The organism is Thioalkalivibrio sp. ALD1 (assembly GCF_000381245.1).
Lineage (GTDB): Bacteria > Pseudomonadota > Gammaproteobacteria > Ectothiorhodospirales > Ectothiorhodospiraceae > Thioalkalivibrio.
In genome coordinates this window covers 132950-149299 of the sequence record NZ_KB906245.1, presented here as the reverse complement: position 1 = coordinate 149299, position 16350 = coordinate 132950, and the positions used below count along the sequence as shown (strand labels likewise).

The following is a 16350-nucleotide window of genomic DNA, read 5'->3' as shown; positions in this document are numbered from 1 at the left end:
CGTTATGAGTGAACAGACCCCAGGCAATCACAATCAGAACGGCGAAGGTGCCGGTGCTGGCACCATGAAGCCCGGTTTCCACAACACCGATGGTCAGGGTATTGCCGGCCACGGTTCCTTCTTCCAGGCGACCGACCTGTCCAAGGAAGATGCGATCAAGGCGACCGACTGGGTGCGCAAGCACGTCGACCGTCGCACGATCGACCTCGGCGACCGCATGGATGACGTCCGCGAGCACATGTACGAGCTCGAGAAGGACGGCCAGATCATCATCCACCGTGTCGAGGACCAGCACGAGCCGGTCACCGTGAACACCCTGTTCGGCTGGGACAAGAAGATTCCGAGCAAGCAGCTGTGGCACCACAAGTCCTGCGGTCAGTGCGGGAACATCCCGGGCTACCCGACCTCGCTGCTGTGGTTCATGAACAAGTTCGGCTTCGAGCCGGGCAAGGACTACCTTGACGAGACCGACCAGACCTCCTGCACCGCGTGGAACTACCACGGCTCCGGTATCGGGAACGTCGAGTCGCTGGCGGCGGTGTTCCTGCGCAACTTCCACCAGGCCTACGTCTCCGGCAAGCAGCACGGTCACGAACTGGGTCACTTCTACCCGCTCGTCCACTGTGGCACCTCCTTCGGCAACTACAAGGAGATCCGCAAGTATCTGGTCGAGTCCGCCGAGCTGCGCGAGAAGGTCACCAAGATCCTTGGCAAGCTGGGTCGCCTGGTGGACGGCAAGCTGGTCATCCCGGAAGAGGTCATCCACTACTCCGAGTGGGTGCACGTGATGCGCAACCGCATCGCCTCCGAGCTGCAGACCATCGATGTCTCCAACATCCGTACCACCGCCCACGTGGCCTGCCATTACTACAAGATGGTCCACGAGGATGCGATCTACGACCCGTCCGTGCTGGGCGGCAACCGTACCGCGATCATCACCTCCACCGCCCAGGCCCTGGGTGCGCAGGTGATCGACTACTCCACGTGGTATGACTGCTGCGGTTTCGGATTCCGCCACATCATCTCCGAGCGCGAGTTCACCCGCTCCTTCACGATGGATCGCAAGATCCGTGTGGCGCGTGAGGAAGCCAACGCCGACGTGCTGCTGGCCAACGACACCGGCTGCGTCACGACCATGGACAAGAACCAGTGGATCGGCAAGGCCCACAACCAGAACTTCCAGATTCCGATCATGGCGGAAGTCCAGTTCGCGGCCCTGGCCTGCGGCGCGGATCCGTTCAAGATCGTCCAGCTGCAGTGGCATGCATCGCCCTGCGAAGATCTGGTCGAGAAGATGGGAATCTCCTGGGATGAGGCCAAGAAGACCTTCCAGGAATACCTGAAGGAAGTCGAGGCCGGCAATATCGAATACCTCTACAATCCTGAGCTCGCTTACGGGGGCAAAGTCTGATGCAGCAAGATACTGTTCTAGTAGTGGGTGGCGGCCCGGCTGGGCTGGCCGCCGCCGCCAATGTCACCTCGGCCGGTTTCAAGGCCGTGATGGTCGAAAAGGAAGACGTCCTCGGTGGCGCGCCGATTCTCTCGGGCTACGCCAAGCTGGTGCCCTCCGGCGAGTGGGCGAAGGACGCCATTGGTCGCATGGTCAAACGCGTGGAAGACGATTCCAGCGCGACTGTGCACAAGGGTGCGAAGGTCGAGAAGCTGGAAGGCGAGGCCGGTAACTTCACCGCCACGCTGACCAACGGCGAATCGGTCCAGGCCGGTGCCGTCGTGCTCGCCACGGGCTTCACCCATTTCGATTCGATCAACAAGCCGGAATGGGGCTTTGGTACGTACGAAGACGTGCTGACCACGACCCAGATGGAACAGATGGTGGGCTCTGGCAAGATCGCCTGCCCGTCCGACGGCCGTGTGCCGGAGCGGGTCTGCATCCTGCTGTGTGTGGGTTCGCGCGATCGCCAGATCGGCCGTGAGTGGTGCTCCAAGATCTGCTGCACCGTCTCCGCCAATCTGGCCATGGAGATCAAGGAACTCTCGCCGGAAACGGACGTGTTCATCTACTACATGGACATCCGTACGTACGGTCTGTACGAGGACAAGTTCTACTGGAAGTCCCAGGAAGAGTTCAAAACCAAGTTCGTCAAGGCGCGTATCGCGGAAGTCACCGCCTCGGGCGACGGCCGGCTGCTGGTCAAGGGTGAGGACACCCTCGTCAAGCGCCCGATCGTGATCCCGTTCGATATCGTCGTGCATGCGATTGGCATGGATCCGAACGCCGACAATCCCGAGATCTCGCAGGTCTTCGGAGTCGGCCTGGAGAAGCACGGATTCATCGAGAAGGCCGAGCAGTACACCAACACCTGTGGCACCACCCGCAAGGGGATCTACTCCTGCGGCGCGGCCTATGGCCCCGAGACGATCGATGACTCGATCACCCAGGGTGCCGCTGCCGGTGGCCGTGCGGTGGCGGATCTGCATGCGCTGGTTTCGAAAGCCGGCTGAGGTCGTCAGTGACGAAGCGGCTTCGGGTGTGCACCCGGAGCCGCTGCAGGTGACCTTTGATCAGGAGATCCTGGCGACGAAGCTGAACAGTCTGAATGAGGCCATCGCCGAAGCCGGCGGGGTCAATGGGCTGGAAACCTTTATCGAGGCCTTGCGGGCGAAGCACGAAGTGTTCGCCACGACCGTCGCCAAGGGCGACGAGATGGATGCCGAGGATTTGCGTACCCTGGGCGGCCTGGTCTTCGCCGTTCGCCGCAAGCTGGCGGGGGTGATGGCCGAACGCCAGGGCGCTCTTGTTGACGGGATGCGCGCTTTGGTGCGCCCGGATACGGACCTGGATTCGCGGCTGGCGGCGTTTGCCAACCTCGCTGGAGACGACAAGAAGCTGCGACGCGGGTTCTGGGACTTCGGTGCCGAGATCCTGCATTTCGCCGATCCCGAGACGGTCCCGCTGTCCACGCGCTGGGTCTGGGACACGGGGACGACGACCGGGGCATTGCGCGAGTTCATTCGCGGGAACGACACCCTGCGTTCGATCCCGATTGGCGAGACCGTCGGCGCGATCGAGGGGGCCAGACGCTGGTTCTATGACGCGCTGGCCGAGGAAGGCTTCTACCGCGACCTGCCGTTCGTAACGGATCTGGTCTGGGTGCAGGCTTACTCGGACTACGCACGGGCGCTGTCGATGAGTCTGGGCATGATCGATAACCAGTTCGGTGCCAAGCAGGATCCACTGGAACTGGGCGTAAAGCTCCTGGGGATTGATTCCCAGGAAGGCCGCCTGAAAGGTCACGATGCGTCGCTGCATTGAATAATGAAACGAACTTGAGCCTGGCTACACAGGTTTTCGGAGAGACGTCATGGCAATACATGAAAAGGCACTGATCGAGGACGAGCGCCTCCAGCAGCACGACGAGCTGGTGGTGGACGGGGTGGATGTGTCCGGGCACTGGAACACCATGATCGCCCCGCGTACGGTCCGCGATTACGACGACGATTTCGAGTCGAAGATTCAGGGCTATGCCGGTGGCGAGTATGTGCACCGTTGCTGGCAGTGCGGGTCCTGCACCAACTCCTGCACGATGTACGCGCAGAACGTGCAGTTCAATCCGCGCTACTGGATCTACCTGACCCGCCTCGGGATGAAGGAAGAGCTGGTCAAGGACAAGGACATCATCTGGCAGTGCGTCTCGTGCAACAAGTGCACCAATATCTGCCCGAAGGACGTGAAGCCGGAGGGCGTGATGAAGGCGCTGTCGCACTGGATGGAAGAGGAAGGGATCACCGAGAAGGCCCCGTCCACCATCTTCGACGAAGAGTTTGCCGATCAGATCTACAAGACCGGCCGCATCGAAGACGGCAAGGTTGCGCAGAACTTCTTCAAGAAAACCGGCCAGCCGCTCTTGCAGGAATGGCTGAAGCTGTTCGTGTTCCGCATGATGAAGCATCTGCCGGTGAAGCACCTGATGCGGATGGGCTTCAACACCGTACATACGCCGCGCACCAAGTCCTGGGGCAAAACCGGAGACGTGCTGAAGAATTACGTGCGCGAACAGAAGGAGGCCGCTCATGGCTAAGGTTGCTTACTATCCGGGTTGCGCGCTCGAGGGCTCTGGCGGCCCGTACGACCGCTCCACCCGCGTGCTGGTCAAGGCGCTGGGGCTCGAGATGGAGAACCTGCGCGACTACAACTGCTGTGGCGCGATGGAGGTGAAGAACATTCACCCAATGCTGCAGACCTACCTGTCGGCACGGAACATGGCGATTGCTTCCGAGCAGATGGGCATGGACACCGTGATGGCACCGTGCAACGGCTGCTACCACAACCTGAAGAAGGCCGAGTACGAGACCGCCACTTCCCAGGATGCGATGGACACCGTCCAGGATCTGGCGCGCAAGTCCGACGACCCGGTCTACACCGGTGATGTCCGGACCCTGCATCTGCTCGAGTGGCTGATGGAAGAGCTGGGGCCCGAGGGCATCAAGCAGAAGATGACCAAGAGCCTGAACGGGATCAAGATCGCCAACTACTACGGCTGCATGTACACCCGTCCGCGCCAGATCTTCCCCGAGAAGGACAATGGCCCGGGATCGGATTCCAGCTATCAGCCGCATTTCATGGACGATCTGCTGGGTGCCGCCGGCGCGGTCAACGTGGACTATCCGCTGAAGACCGCCTGCTGCGGTGGTGCGCACACCCTTTCGGATTCCGATACGTCGACCCAGCTGGTGTTGAACCTGCTGCAGTCGGCTGAAGATTCCGGGGCCGAGGTGATCGCCACCGAATGTCCGACCTGCCACTCCGGTCTGGAAATGCACCAGGTCCGGGCCGAGACCGAGTTCGGTATCAAGACCGACGTGAAGGTGCTGTACTTCACGCAGTTGCTGGGTCTGGCGATGGGGCTCTCCCCGCGCAAGCTGGGTATCCACGAGAACGTGAGTGACTCCATCGGGCTGCTGAAGGAGAAGGGGGTCATCTGATCCCCGGATTCAAGGCCCGTATGGCCCAGTAGTATCTTCGAAAAACGGGCGCCTCGCGCCCGTTTTTTGTGTCGATGCCGGGAACGAGGCGAAACATGGATTGCAACGGTTGCGAGTTTCATCCCGAACTGTTCTACGACGACGAGTTTCAGATCTGGCTTCGTCGCGAGGACGACGACACCCTTACCGTGGGGATGACGGATCTGTCGCAGACCATCGCGGGCAAGATCATCCACGTGCGAGTGCGCCGACCCGGGACTCGGCGGCCCCCGGGGAAGCCGGTGGCGACCATCGAGAGCGGCAAGTGGGCCGGGCCGATCCCGAACTTCATCGACTGCAAGATCGTCGAGGGCAATGAAGAGGTGCTGGAGAATCCGGTACTGTTGAACTCCGACCCCTACAATGCATGGATCGCGCGTGTCGAGGCCACTAACGGCGCCGACGACGCCCTGGAGCAGTTCCTCACCGGCGACAAGGCGGAGGAAGGCTACTGCAAGCGGGCCAAGGATGAAGACATCGAGTGTCAGCGCAAGCTGCGATAGAGAGCACGATGGCCGATCTGGACAACGAATATTATCTGGACAATGACGAGCAGACGGTCGTGATCATCATGACCTCCGGTCCGTCGACTCCGCATCGATGTGCCACGCCGTTCTATCTTGGAGCGGTTATGGCCTCGATGGATGTGGATGTCTATATCTTTTTCACCATGGAAGGCGTGCGCCTGATGGAGAAGGGGGTCGCGGACGATCTGCGGGCTATGGAAGACGGCAAGCTGATCAAGGATTTTATCCAGGACGCAAAACGCGCAGGTGTGCGCTTGCACGTTTGCCAGCCCGCTTTGCCGGGGTATAGAATCGACGCGTCTTCGGATCTCATCGACGAGGTCGATGAAGTGAATCGGGCGAGCGAGCTGGCAGACCTGATTTTGCGTAGCGACAAAACGATAACGTTTTAATTTTTCCCGCATTTTTACTTTCACGCTTGGAGGAAAACATGGGCGCAGTACGGGGTTGTGATATTCCGGAAGATCTGATGTACAACGTTGAAAACAACGTGTGGGTGCGCAAGGAAAGCGACGGCACCGCGACTGTGGGCCTGACCTCCTACGCGTGTTCGCTGGCCGGCACGATCGTGTCCTACACCCCCAAGAAAGTCGGCAAGAACGTGAAGAAGGACAAGTCCTGCACCACCGTCGAATCCGGCAAGTGGGTCGGTCCGGCCAAGACCCCGGTGACCGGTGAAGTGACCGAGACCAACGACAAAGTGGCCTCCAACCCGGGTCTGATCAACGAAGATCCCTACGGCGAAGGCTGGCTGATCAAGCTGAAGCCGGAAGACTGGGACGGCGAAGCCGGCGACCTGAAGACCGGCTCCGACGCCCTGTCCGCGTTCGAATCCAAGATGGAAGCGGACGGTTTCGGCGGCTGTTAAGTGCCGATCGAGCCTCGGGCCGCCGTTCCCCAGCGTTCGGCGGCCTTTTTTGATTCTGCGGTATCCGGAGCAAGCTGATGACGACCTGGAACGAGGTGATCCAGCGGGTTGAACCCCTGGAAGACATCCCTGTCGATGCGGCGTTGGTGAACGATCTCCAGCATAGCGCTCAGCCGGGCTCTGATCCCGGATCGGTGCATTTCTACACCCCGACGTTCAAGTCGTACCAGTCCAGCGAGCTTGCGGATTGCGGCAAGAGCGCATGGCCGGCGATGTCGATCACCGGTGGTGACTGCAAGCTCGCCTGTGATCACTGCAAGGCCAAGATTCTGGAGCCGATGATCCCGGTGCGTACCCCGGAAGACCTCTGGGCCCAGGTAAACAATGTGATCGAGTCCGGAGCGCAGGGCATGCTCCTGACCGGCGGCTCGAATCATCGTAATGAGGTCGAGTACGACCCGTACTACTCCACGATTCGCCGCATCAAGGACGAATTCCCCGAATTCCGTATCGCGCTGCACACTGCACTGGTCGACGACAACATCGCGACGTCGATGGAGCAGGCCGGCATCGACGCGGCGATGATGGACGTGATCGGTGCTCAGGACACCATCACGCAGGTCTACCATCTGCGCCGTAGCGTGGATGACTTCGAGCAGACGCTCGAGAGCCTGGTCAACACCAATATGAAGGTGGTGCCGCACATCGTGATCGGCCTGCACTACGGCAAGCTGCTGGGCGAGTGGAACGCGCTGGAGATGCTCGCGCGCCACCTGCCGGACGCCGTGGTGCTGGTGGTCGTGATGCCGTTTTACGCCCCTGCCAGTCGCCCGTTCGAGACCCCGGACGTGCATGCGGTCGGGCGCTTCTTCCACGATGCTCGCGAGCGCCTGGGGGATACCCCGTTGCTGCTGGGCTGTGCGCGTCCGCCGGGCGAGGCCAAGAGCCAGATCGACAGCTATGCGGTGATGGCCGGCCTGTCCGGTATTGCGCACCCGGCCGAGGGTGTGGTCGAACTGGCGGCACGTCTGGGCAAGAAGGTCCGTGTGACGCCGGCCTGCTGTTCGATTGCCGTGGGCGACGAGGTGATGGCGGACGGTACCGCGGTCGACAGCGGTGTCGAGATCGATCTCGACACCATCGTCGCCGAGGAAACCCGGCGTCGCGAGCAAGAACGCAAGGCGCGCCAGGGCCTGGGCGGGATCCGCATCGTGACCGAGGGCAATGTCGCGGCCGGAGGCGGTTGCCATGTCTGAACGAGATCAAAACACCCTGCGCGTTCTCGACACCGGTCTGCGCCCGGCGGCCGAGAACATGGCCTTTAACCGGTCTCTGCTCGAGTGCCACCAGGAAGGCGTGTCTCCGCACACCCTGCGTTTCCTGCAGTTCGAGCCCTGCGCGCTGGTGGGCTTTCACCAGAACGTGGATCAGGAGATCAATACCGAGTACTGCAAGGAAAATGGTATTGCGATCCAGCGCCGGATCACCGGCGGCGGCGCGATCTACTTCGATTCCACCCAGCTTGGCTGGGAGCTGTACCTCGACAAACGCTTCCTCGGGACGGCGGACATGGGGCAGATCGCGCAGCGCATCTGCAATGCCGCGGCCGCCGGGATCCGTACGCTGGGCGTGGATGCACAGTTCCGTCCGCGCAACGACATCGAGGTCGATGGCCGCAAGATCTCCGGCACGGGGGGTGCATTCGACGGCGACTCGATCATGTATCAGGGCACGTTGCTGATCGAGTTCGATGTCGAGGACATGCTGCGCATTCTGCGGATTCCGGCCGAGAAGCTCTCCAACAAGGCGATCGAGTCGGCGCGTGACCGGGTGGTCAATCTGGCCACGCTGTTGGGCGAGCGCCCGGACCTGGACTACGTGAAGGACGCGATCGCCAGGGCCTTTGCGGCAGAGTTCGCGGTCGAACTGGCGCCGTCGGATCTGCTGCCCGAGGAGCAGAAGTCCTTCGAAGAGGCCCTGTCCGAGATCGACACCGAAGAGTGGGTCTACCAACGCAATCGTCCGGCCACCGATGCCCCGATGTTCGAGAGCATCTTCAAGTCTGACGGCGGGTTGATGCGCGTCGGTGTGGCCCTGGACCCGGAGCGCAAGCGCCTGAAGCAGCTGTGGCTGACCGGCGATATCTTCGTGAAGCCCGCGCGCACCATTGCCGATCTCGAAGCGGCCCTGCGCGATACGCCACAGGCCGAGATGGAAGAGCGCGTGCGCGCCTTCTTTGCCGAGCGTGATGTCGAGATGCTGCAGTTGACGGTGGATGACGTCATCGCAGCGATCCAGTCCGCCCTGGCGATGGCCGAGACCGAGGAATCGGCGGGATGAAGTCCCTGCGTACTCTCCTGGCCGGGAGGAAGTCGTAATGCTCCCCGGAAAAGTCGATGTCGTGGTCGTCGGACTGGGGCCGGGCGGCGCCTCGGCGGCACGTGTGTGCGCGTCGGCCGGCCTGTCGGTACTGGCGGTGGAGCGCAACAAGGCCTTCGGCGAGCCGGTGCAGTGTGCCGAGTTCATCCCGAACCCGATGGGCGCTTATGCCAGGGCGGACGGCGTTCTGCTGCAGCGCATCGACTCGATGCAGAGCTTCCTGCCCTCCGGGGCCGTAGAGCACTCCGACTTCCCTGGCCTGATGGTGGATCGCGGCGAGTTCGACCGGGCGATCATCCAGGCGGCGAAGGCCAACGGCGCGCAACTGGTGACCTCGACACCGCTGCAACGCGTGGAGGCCAAACGGCATGTGGCGACCGTGAAGCACCAGGGGCAGGAGCACACGGTCGAGTACCGTGTGCTGATCGCCGCCGATGGCCCGCATTCCCCCGTGGCCGAGTCTCTGGGCCTGCCCGCGCTTCCGGTCGTGCAGACCCGGCAGTACACGGTGCCGCTGAAAAAGCCGTACACCGCGACCGATGTCTGGCTGTCGGACGACTACCCGGGTGGATACGCCTGGCTGTTCCCCAAGGGGGAATGGGCGAACCTCGGGCTGGGCGCGGACAAGCGTATCGAACACGACATGAAGACGCCGCTGGAATCCCTGCATGCCCAGCTCGTCGAGCAGGGGCTGCTGGGCGAGGAGATCCGCCACCGCACGGGTGGCGCGATCCCGGTTGGTGGCCTGCGCGATTCGCTGTACCAGGGCGATGTCCTGTTCGTGGGTGATGCCGGAGGGTTTACCCACCCGATTACCGGGGCGGGGATTGCCGCGGCGGTGGTGTCGGGCGAGGCGGCGGGCGAGGCCGCGATCGCGCATCTCGAGGGTGACGCCGAGGCCTTCGACGATTACGATGAAGAGATGCGCGATCAGTACGGTCCGGCCCTGGAACGCGCCTGCAAGCGCCGCGCGTTCCTCAATGAACACTGGCGGACGCCGCGGGCCCAGGACGATGCCACGCAGCGCCGCGGATGGATTGCTTTTTCCGAATATTTCAACGATGGTGACCAGGCCGCGTAGGCCCGGTTGGCGGGTGCCCCGCACCCGGTGAACAACGCTGGAGGAATTCCATGAGTGCAAGTGCAGAGGAGATGGTCGCGCCGATCAACTTTTACCGGCCCGATTATCACATCAAGACCCCGGACATGCGTTCGCCGGAATACGTGCAGATGTCCACGGCGGCTGCGATCACGCTGGGCTTGGTGCCGGGCACCATGCACCGCACGTCCTGCACCCACTGCCTGAACCTGCTGGTGACCTACCCGGAAGGCTGCCGTGCGAACTGCTCGTACTGCGGCCTGGCGCGCCACCGCGAGGAATCGCGTGACTACGCCGACCGCAACTTCATCCGCGTCGACTGGCCGACCGCCAAGTACGACGAGGTGATCGAACGCGTCAAAAACAACTCCGACGCCGGTCAGTTCGAGCGTATGTGCATCTCCATGATCACGCACCCGAACTCCGATGCCGACACCGTCGAGCTGCTGGAGAAATGGGTCGCCGAGGTCAACCACATCCCGGTGTCGATCCTGTCCAACCCGACCACCATGAGCTACGAGGACCTCCAGCTCCTGCGGGACAAGGGCGCGGACATCTTCACCGTCGCACTGGACGCGGTCACGCCGGAGATCTTCGAGCGCACCCGCGGCAAGTCGGTCGAGAGCCCGCACACCTGGGACAAGTACTGGCAGGCGATCGAGTGGGCCGCCGAGATCTTCGGCCCGGAAAAGTTCGGTGCACACCTGATCTGCGGCATGGGCGAGACCGAGGAAGAGATCCTGCAGGTCTGTCAGCGCATCCGCGACCTGGGTGGCCACAACCACATGTTTGCCTTCTTCCCGGAAGAGGGCTCGCTGATGGAGGACTGGAACCCGGTCCCGCGTGACCAGTGGCGCCGCGTACAGCTGGGCCGCTTCGTGATCGACTACGCCGGCGGCCGTATCGACGACATGAAGTTCAATGCCGACGGCCAGGTGGTGGACTTCGGCCTGCCGCAGTCCGAGGTCGACGAATTGATTGCTTCCGGCAAGCCGTTCCAGACCTCCGGCTGCCCCGGGAAGTCGGACGAGGAGGTCTCGGCCTGTAACCGCCCCTACGGCGATTCCAGCCCGACGGACATCCTGTCCTTTCCGTTTGCCCTCAACTCGACGGACGTCGGGTTTGTCCAGCGGCAAATGGCCGGGGAGGATGTCGGCACCTTCGACTTCGATGCCGACGAGGCCGAGGACGAGAAGTCCGCATAAAACTCGATGTATGCTGAAAGCCCCGGTCTTCCGGGGCTTTCGCACGTCAGGGGGGTCGATTAGACTTTTTGAATATTCAGGTTTCGAGTGGGGATATGTCAGGGGCCCCGCCGAAAGAACTCCCGGGGGGATGGGTCGTCCACCCGCGAGTGGTCGCTGCACCACAAAACCGGACCCGCGGCAGACAAGGGGGCCGCAGGTAACCGGAGGTGCCGGGACCATACAACAAGAAGACCACCAAAGGAGAACAACATGGAAGCACGCATCATTCGCCGCAGTCTGGTGACGCTCGCGGTCGGCCTTGCAATGGGCAGCGCCAGCGTCGCCAATGCCACCAACGGCTATTTCGCTCACGGTTTCGGCACCAAGGCCAAGGGCATGGGCGGGGTCGGCATGGCCATCTCCCAGGACGCCTACGCCCCTGGCATCAACCCCGCCGGTATCGCCGGCATGGAAACCCGCTTCGACGCATCGGTCGCCTACTTCCGCCCGGAACGCTCGTTCGAGGCTAGCGATCCGCACCGGCAGCCACAGCAAGGTGAATTTCCGCTTGCCGGCGGCAGTGTCGACAGCGACAGCAACAACTTCTTCATTCCCTCCCTCGCCTTTGTCCAGCAGATCGATGCGGATCGCTCCTGGGGCATCGCGTTGCTTGGTAACGGAGGGATGAACACTGATTATCCGGCCATTGATAGAGAGTGCCAGGATCAGCAGGGCAATCCCGTGCCAGGGCGAGGTGTTTTTTGTGATGGCACTGCGGGTGTGAATCTCGAACAGCTGGCCATCATTCCCACCTATGCCCAGAAGTTCGCCGATGGCCGGGTGAGTGTTGGTTTCAGTCCGATCATTAGCTACCAGCGGTTCAGCGCCGAGGGGATTGGGTCGTTCGGCCCGATGAGCGAAGACCCTGACAACCTGAGTAGTGGGCGCACCGATTCCAGTTGGGGCTACGGCGCCCAGATCGGGTTTCAGGCCGAGCTTGCCGAAGGTGCCCGGGTCGGCGCGAGCTATCGCTCGAAAATCCGTGCGGGTGACTTCGATCGCTACGCGGGGCTGTTTGCCAATGGGGGAGAATTCGATATCCCGTCGACATACGGTCTTGGCGTCTCGCTGGACGTGAGCCCCCGTGTGACGCTATCGGCCGACTATCAGAAGATTCGCTACTCGGAGATCGATGCGATCTCGAATCCCAGCACCAATCAGGCACCGTTCGGAGCCGACGGCGGACCTGGGTTCGGCTGGGAGGACGTGAATATCTTCAAGTTTGGTGCGCAGATCGACGGTGGCAACGGCTGGACGTGGCGAGTCGGGTACAACCGCGGTGAAAACCCCGTTCAGTCCCGTGATGTGATGCTGAACATCCTGGCACCCGGGGTGGTGAAGCATCACTTTACCGCCGGATTTACTCGCGAGTTTGGTCCTCACGAGGTCAATTTCGCGGCGATGTACGCACCGCGTAACCGAGTATCCGGGGATAACATCATGTACCAGGGGCAGGATATCGAGATCGAGATGCGGCAGTACGAACTCGAGATCGGGTACGCGTACCGCTTCTGATCGATTGTGTCCGGGCGGCCGTCGTCGGCCGCACCGGTGCCCGGCGCGGGCTTCGGGATGAGCGACCGGCCCTTGAGTAGGGGCCGGTTGTCGCCAGGGAAGGCGGACGGCGCCGGGCACCGGGACCCATCGGGGGGTGGGGCCCGGGCCCTTTCGTCGGAAGGCATTCTGATCGAGCCTGTGCTCGAACCAAATCCAAAGGAGGATCCCATGCGAGCAATCCACGCATTGCGCGGAGGCATTCGCGTGCCTGCCGTTCTCGCGTTTTTCAGCGTGTGTCTGCTGACCCTGGGCGCGGCCGCCACGGCATTGGCGGACGATGTCTATCGCCCACTGGTGCTGGCCTATACCACGTCCGGTTCCGATGTCGGCAGTGAGGCGGAGACGGTCCGCGAACGCCTGGAAGGGGCCGATTTCCAGACCCTGGGCGAATATGCCGTCAGCGACGATCGCCATGTGATCGTGGTGACCCACGATGACCTGCTGGCGGTGGCGGGCTCCCAGGATCGGGCGGCATACATCGCACCCATCCGGGTCGCCGTGACCGCGACCAACGGCGAGGTTCAGGTCAGTTACAACAACCTCGAGTACTTTCGGCATGCCTATCGCATCGACGCGTCGGTGAACGACGTCAGTTCGCGCCTGGCCGACGTGCTGGGCGACGAGCAGCACTTTGGCTCGGAAGACGGCATGACGCCGAGGGAACTGCAGCGCTACCGCTACACCTTCGGCATGGAGCGTTTCGACGCCCCGTACGATCTGGGTAGCCATGGCTCGCGTGATGCCGCCCTGTCCGAGCTCGATCGCGGGCTGGAGGAACGGCGTGCGGGGGTATCGGAAATCTACCGGCTGGATATCCCCGGAACGGACGCTACGCTGATCGGCGTGGCGATTCGGGCCGATGATGGCGCCGATTCCGAGGCCACCGACCTCAACACCCTGGAGACGATCGACGTGCGCGAGCTTCGCCACACCGCCTACGTGCCATACGAGATCCTGGTGGAGGGGGGCGATATCGAGGCGCTGCACATGCGTTTTCGTGCGGCGCTGCACTGGCCGGATCTGCGCATGCTCGGCGATCACAGCTTCATGCAGCTTCGCCGCGTCCCGGGCGCGCTGGAAGATGCCCTGCGCGAGGTGGCCGGCTTTGAGGAGCCCGCAGACGACGGTTTCGACTGGTAGAAGCATAACGCCAGGGATGGCGAACGAACCCAGCTAATAGCCCAGGGTTCCTCTCAAGAACCCCGGTCCGCCGGGGTTTTTTTACGGCCGGGGGCTGGACTTGTTTATGCTCCCGGTTCATTCGCGGCAGGATGCACGCCCCATGAAATCGATGAAGATCGCCAACATCGGCGAGATCCGTAACGAGCTCAACAAGTACAAGAAGGGCAAGAAGCTCGATATCCACCAGTTCAACCAGGTGGCGCGTCTGGCCTGGCTGGGCAAGATCGTGATGCAGCCGCTGGATCTAGAGGACCCTGAATGCAAGTCCTTCCTGGTGTATATCCAGGAGCCGGAAGAGCTGGCCGCACATTTTTTGAATACCGACCAGGAGTTGACCGGCGGGATCCACATCATCGACGGCGAGCAGGCCATGGCCATGGTCGAGATCATGCGCGGGGGTGTCGAGGAGCGTGCCAAGCTGTACGAGGACCTCTCGCGCAGCGACTTCTACTTCCGCTACTTCTACAAGCCCGGCAAGGACGACGAGGCCCCGTCCGAGCAGGACAAACCCGAGGGCTGATCCTTGGTCGCATCCACGGTCACCCCGGAATGGATTGATGCCGGGGCCCGCTCCGCGGAAGAACTCCACGCCCTGTATACCGGCCTGGCGGGCAGCACGCCGCCGGAGTCGCCGTTGCGCGTGCTGTGGGTGCACTCGCAGGAGGCGCACATCTCCGTGGGCGCCAGCCAGGACCCGGCCGTGGATCTGGACCTTGCCGCCTGCGAGGCCAATGGCGTGCCCGTGGTGCGCCGTCCGCTCGGGGGTGGCTCCGTGTGGGTGGATGCCGACCAGGCCTGCTTCTTCCTGATTCAGCCCCGCCAGGTCCTTGCCCGTGGCCACCGGCACCTGTTCGCGCTGGGGTTGGGCATCGCGATGGATGTCCTGCGGGACCTGGGGCTCGAAGGCGTCGAGGCGCGCGGCCAGGACGTCTGGGTGCAGGGACGCAAGATCATGGGCACGGGCGCGGCCACGCTGAACGAGGGCTGTGTGTTTGGTGCCAGCTTCCTGCGCCGCTTCCCGGTGGAACAATTTCTCGCCTGCGTGCATGCCCCCAGCGACGGCTACCGAGAATGGCTGCGCCCGGCGCTGGAGGAGGGCATGACCGATTGTGCGGAACAGTGCGCCGAGGCGGCCCCGACGCCGGAACAACTGGGGGCGGCGCTGAGCGAGGTGCTGGAGCGCCGCTTCAGTACCCCCGCGCGGCCTTACCGTCCAAAGCCTGCGGAATGGGACCGGTGGCTGGCGGCCGGGCGCGAGGAGCTCGCCGACCTGGCCGACAGTCAGGGCGGGCCGGCCGTGCGCGACGGTATCCGTGTGAATCGCGACAACCATGTATTCGAGACGCGCGGGCACTGCGGCCGCCTGCGTCTGCATATCGCCGGGACACACATTGCGCGCATCTGGTGCGAGGACCCGAGCGTGGATCGCGTGCTGCGCGAGACCCTGGTGGGTGAGTCGCCGGAGCGACTGCGTGTGCGTTCGCGCCTGAACGGCCAGCTCGACGCGGTGATTGTCGACGAGGTCAGCGCCCGGATCGATGGCCTCTACCGCGGAATCGCCGCCTGATTCGGGTCCGCGCGCCGCTGGATACTTCCCCAAACAAGCTTTACGAGGCGAACCGATGTCCGAACCGACCATTGAACGGCGGCTGGAAAAACGCCTGATCCTGATGAGCCAGGATCAGGCGATGATCGAGCAGATCCGCGCCGCATTACCGGATGACTGGCATTTGCACCCGGTGACCGATCTGGAGGATCTCGGTGCCTGGAACGAGGTGCTGCTCTATCGCTTCCTGCTGCTGGACCTGGACGAGATCGAGGTGTTTGACCCGCTGGATGTGATTCGCATCCTGCGCATGGAGTATCAGATCAACCTGCCCGTGTTCTGTTTTGGCGGGGACCAGGACATCCGCGACGAGATGCGTCTGGCGCGGGCGGATCGCTTCTTCGACCGCGAAGAGATGATCGACAAGATCCCCGAGTTCATCCGCATGTACGACTGGGGCTGAGCGTCCCATCAAAAAGGCCCCGGGCGTCTGCCTCGGGGCCTTTTTGATTCGCGAATCCGCGGCGTGACGCGGATCGCGGGATATGGCTCCTAGCCGATCCAGGCGTGCTCCAGCACGTCGATGCGGATTTTCTCGTGGTAGGTCTCGCCGTTGGCCTCGATCACCAGGTCACCCATGCGGGTGCCGGCGGTATCAAAGCTGAACTTGCAGTCAAAGGTGCCCGGCAGGGACACGCTGCTCTCGCACAGCGCCTCGCCTTCCACCGAGAACTTGCACTGTGCGGTGCCGGAGCCGTTCAGCAGGGCCTGCACCCGGAATTCCTCGTTGATCGGGCGCCGGTAGACTTCCGGATCGCGATTCGGGTTGTACTGCAGGTTGTTCAGCTTGACGAGTTTGACAAGTTTCATACCGGGTCCTCTGTTGAAGCGCTGAATCCGATTTGCGGGCGCCTTCACCTGCCCGATCCCGTACCGGGGAGGGCATTTGGTTCATGGAAGTG

18 protein-coding genes are annotated in these 16350 nt (G+C 62.7%); 17 read left to right on the top strand and 1 reads right to left on the bottom strand.

What is annotated here, in order from left to right; all coding sequences use genetic code 11:
• The first annotated feature begins 4 nt into the window (after positions 1-4).
• The 17 genes from F623_RS0110485 (at position 5) to F623_RS0110405 (ending at position 15851) form a co-directional block, all read left to right on the top strand.
• Positions 5-1411 (top strand): heterodisulfide reductase-related iron-sulfur binding cluster, encoded by a 1407-nt coding sequence (locus tag F623_RS0110485; RefSeq protein WP_018862500.1) that lies wholly within the window; start codon positions 5-7, stop codon positions 1409-1411.
• A 23-nt stretch (positions 1412-1434) separates the two neighbouring features.
• Positions 1435-2463 carry an FAD-dependent oxidoreductase gene (locus F623_RS0110480; RefSeq protein ID WP_018862499.1) on the top strand — a complete coding sequence of 343 codons (1029 nt, stop codon included), beginning with the start codon at positions 1435-1437 and terminating at the stop codon, positions 2461-2463.
• Complete coding sequence (locus F623_RS0110475; RefSeq protein ID WP_018868573.1) at positions 2402-3274, top strand: hypothetical protein; 873 nt, start codon at positions 2402-2404, stop codon at positions 3272-3274. The genes F623_RS0110480 and F623_RS0110475 overlap by 62 nt, the downstream gene beginning before the upstream one ends.
• A 49-nt stretch (positions 3275-3323) precedes the next feature.
• Entirely contained in the window at positions 3324-4040 is a 717-nt protein-coding gene (locus F623_RS0110470; RefSeq protein ID WP_018862497.1) for a 4Fe-4S dicluster domain-containing protein, read from the top strand.
• Positions 4033-4944, top strand: coding sequence for a CoB--CoM heterodisulfide reductase iron-sulfur subunit B family protein (locus F623_RS0110465; RefSeq protein ID WP_018862496.1), 912 nt, complete (start codon positions 4033-4035; stop codon positions 4942-4944). Before F623_RS0110470 ends, F623_RS0110465 begins: the two co-directional genes overlap by 8 nt.
• 95 nt (positions 4945-5039) lie before the next feature.
• Complete coding sequence (locus tag F623_RS0110460) at positions 5040-5486, top strand: glycine cleavage system protein H (RefSeq protein WP_018862495.1); 447 nt, start codon at positions 5040-5042, stop codon at positions 5484-5486.
• A gap of 8 nt (positions 5487-5494) precedes the next feature.
• Positions 5495-5902, top strand: coding sequence for a DsrE family protein (locus tag F623_RS0110455; protein ID WP_026278768.1), 408 nt, complete (start codon positions 5495-5497; stop codon positions 5900-5902).
• A 38-nt stretch (positions 5903-5940) separates the two neighbouring features.
• Positions 5941-6378: a glycine cleavage system protein H gene (locus F623_RS0110450; protein ID WP_081616601.1), complete on the top strand. Its 438-nt coding sequence runs from the start codon at positions 5941-5943 to the stop codon at positions 6376-6378.
• A gap of 77 nt (positions 6379-6455) precedes the next feature.
• Entirely contained in the window at positions 6456-7634 is a 1179-nt protein-coding gene (locus F623_RS0110445) for a radical SAM protein (protein ID WP_018862492.1), read from the top strand.
• Positions 7627-8718: a biotin/lipoate A/B protein ligase family protein gene (locus tag F623_RS0110440; RefSeq protein WP_026279388.1), complete on the top strand. Its 1092-nt coding sequence runs from the start codon at positions 7627-7629 to the stop codon at positions 8716-8718. Before F623_RS0110445 ends, F623_RS0110440 begins: the two co-directional genes overlap by 8 nt.
• A gap of 37 nt (positions 8719-8755) precedes the next feature.
• On the top strand, positions 8756-9838 hold the full coding sequence (locus tag F623_RS0110435; protein WP_018862490.1) for an NAD(P)/FAD-dependent oxidoreductase: 1083 nt from the start codon (positions 8756-8758) through the stop codon (positions 9836-9838).
• Between the two features lie 50 nt (positions 9839-9888).
• Complete coding sequence (locus F623_RS0110430; RefSeq protein WP_018862489.1) at positions 9889-11061, top strand: radical SAM protein; 1173 nt, start codon at positions 9889-9891, stop codon at positions 11059-11061.
• A gap of 252 nt (positions 11062-11313) precedes the next feature.
• Entirely contained in the window at positions 11314-12618 is a 1305-nt protein-coding gene (locus F623_RS0110425; RefSeq protein WP_018862488.1) for an OmpP1/FadL family transporter, read from the top strand.
• Positions 12619-12828: 210 nt separating this feature from the next.
• Positions 12829-13800 carry a hypothetical protein gene (locus tag F623_RS0110420; RefSeq protein WP_018862487.1) on the top strand — a complete coding sequence of 324 codons (972 nt, stop codon included), beginning with the start codon at positions 12829-12831 and terminating at the stop codon, positions 13798-13800.
• A gap of 142 nt (positions 13801-13942) precedes the next feature.
• Complete coding sequence (locus F623_RS0110415; protein WP_018862486.1) at positions 13943-14362, top strand: hypothetical protein; 420 nt, start codon at positions 13943-13945, stop codon at positions 14360-14362.
• A gap of 3 nt (positions 14363-14365) precedes the next feature.
• The gene (locus F623_RS0110410) at positions 14366-15409 is read left to right on the top strand and encodes a lipoate--protein ligase family protein (RefSeq protein WP_018862485.1); all 1044 of its coding nucleotides are present in this window, start codon (positions 14366-14368) and stop codon (positions 15407-15409) included.
• Between the two features lie 55 nt (positions 15410-15464).
• The gene (locus F623_RS0110405) at positions 15465-15851 is read left to right on the top strand and encodes a hypothetical protein (protein WP_018862484.1); all 387 of its coding nucleotides are present in this window, start codon (positions 15465-15467) and stop codon (positions 15849-15851) included.
• Positions 15852-15940: 89 nt separating this feature from the next.
• Here the strand turns inward: F623_RS0110405 and F623_RS0110400 are convergent, their stop codons facing one another.
• The gene (locus F623_RS0110400) at positions 15941-16258 is read right to left on the bottom strand and encodes a hypothetical protein (RefSeq protein WP_018862483.1); all 318 of its coding nucleotides are present in this window, start codon (positions 16256-16258) and stop codon (positions 15941-15943) included.
• Between the last annotated feature and the right edge of the window lie 92 nt (positions 16259-16350).

Bases quoted from the DNA above. Each gene is read 5' to 3' on its own strand.
- F623_RS0110415 (WP_018862486.1), top strand. From the start codon at position 13,943: ATGAAATCGATGAAGATCGCCAACATCGGCGAGATCCGTAACGAGCTC.
- F623_RS0110405 (WP_018862484.1), top strand. From the start codon at position 15,465: ATGTCCGAACCGACCATTGAACGGCGGCTGGAAAAACGCCTGATCCTG.
- F623_RS0110455 (WP_026278768.1), top strand. From the start codon at position 5,495: ATGGCCGATCTGGACAACGAATATTATCTGGACAATGACGAGCAGACG.
- F623_RS0110460 (WP_018862495.1), top strand. From the start codon at position 5,040: ATGGATTGCAACGGTTGCGAGTTTCATCCCGAACTGTTCTACGACGAC.
- F623_RS0110485 (WP_018862500.1), top strand. From the start codon at position 5: ATGAGTGAACAGACCCCAGGCAATCACAATCAGAACGGCGAAGGTGCC.
- F623_RS0110425 (WP_018862488.1), top strand. From the start codon at position 11,314: ATGGAAGCACGCATCATTCGCCGCAGTCTGGTGACGCTCGCGGTCGGC.
- F623_RS0110470 (WP_018862497.1), top strand. From the start codon at position 3,324: ATGGCAATACATGAAAAGGCACTGATCGAGGACGAGCGCCTCCAGCAG.
- F623_RS0110400 (WP_018862483.1), bottom strand. From the start codon at position 16,258: ATGAAACTTGTCAAACTCGTCAAGCTGAACAACCTGCAGTACAACCCG.
- F623_RS0110450 (WP_081616601.1), top strand. From the start codon at position 5,941: ATGGGCGCAGTACGGGGTTGTGATATTCCGGAAGATCTGATGTACAAC.
- F623_RS0110440 (WP_026279388.1), top strand. From the start codon at position 7,627: ATGTCTGAACGAGATCAAAACACCCTGCGCGTTCTCGACACCGGTCTG.
- F623_RS0110445 (WP_018862492.1), top strand. From the start codon at position 6,456: ATGACGACCTGGAACGAGGTGATCCAGCGGGTTGAACCCCTGGAAGAC.
- F623_RS0110435 (WP_018862490.1), top strand. From the start codon at position 8,756: ATGCTCCCCGGAAAAGTCGATGTCGTGGTCGTCGGACTGGGGCCGGGC.
- F623_RS0110420 (WP_018862487.1), top strand. From the start codon at position 12,829: ATGCGAGCAATCCACGCATTGCGCGGAGGCATTCGCGTGCCTGCCGTT.
- F623_RS0110465 (WP_018862496.1), top strand. From the start codon at position 4,033: ATGGCTAAGGTTGCTTACTATCCGGGTTGCGCGCTCGAGGGCTCTGGC.
- F623_RS0110430 (WP_018862489.1), top strand. From the start codon at position 9,889: ATGAGTGCAAGTGCAGAGGAGATGGTCGCGCCGATCAACTTTTACCGG.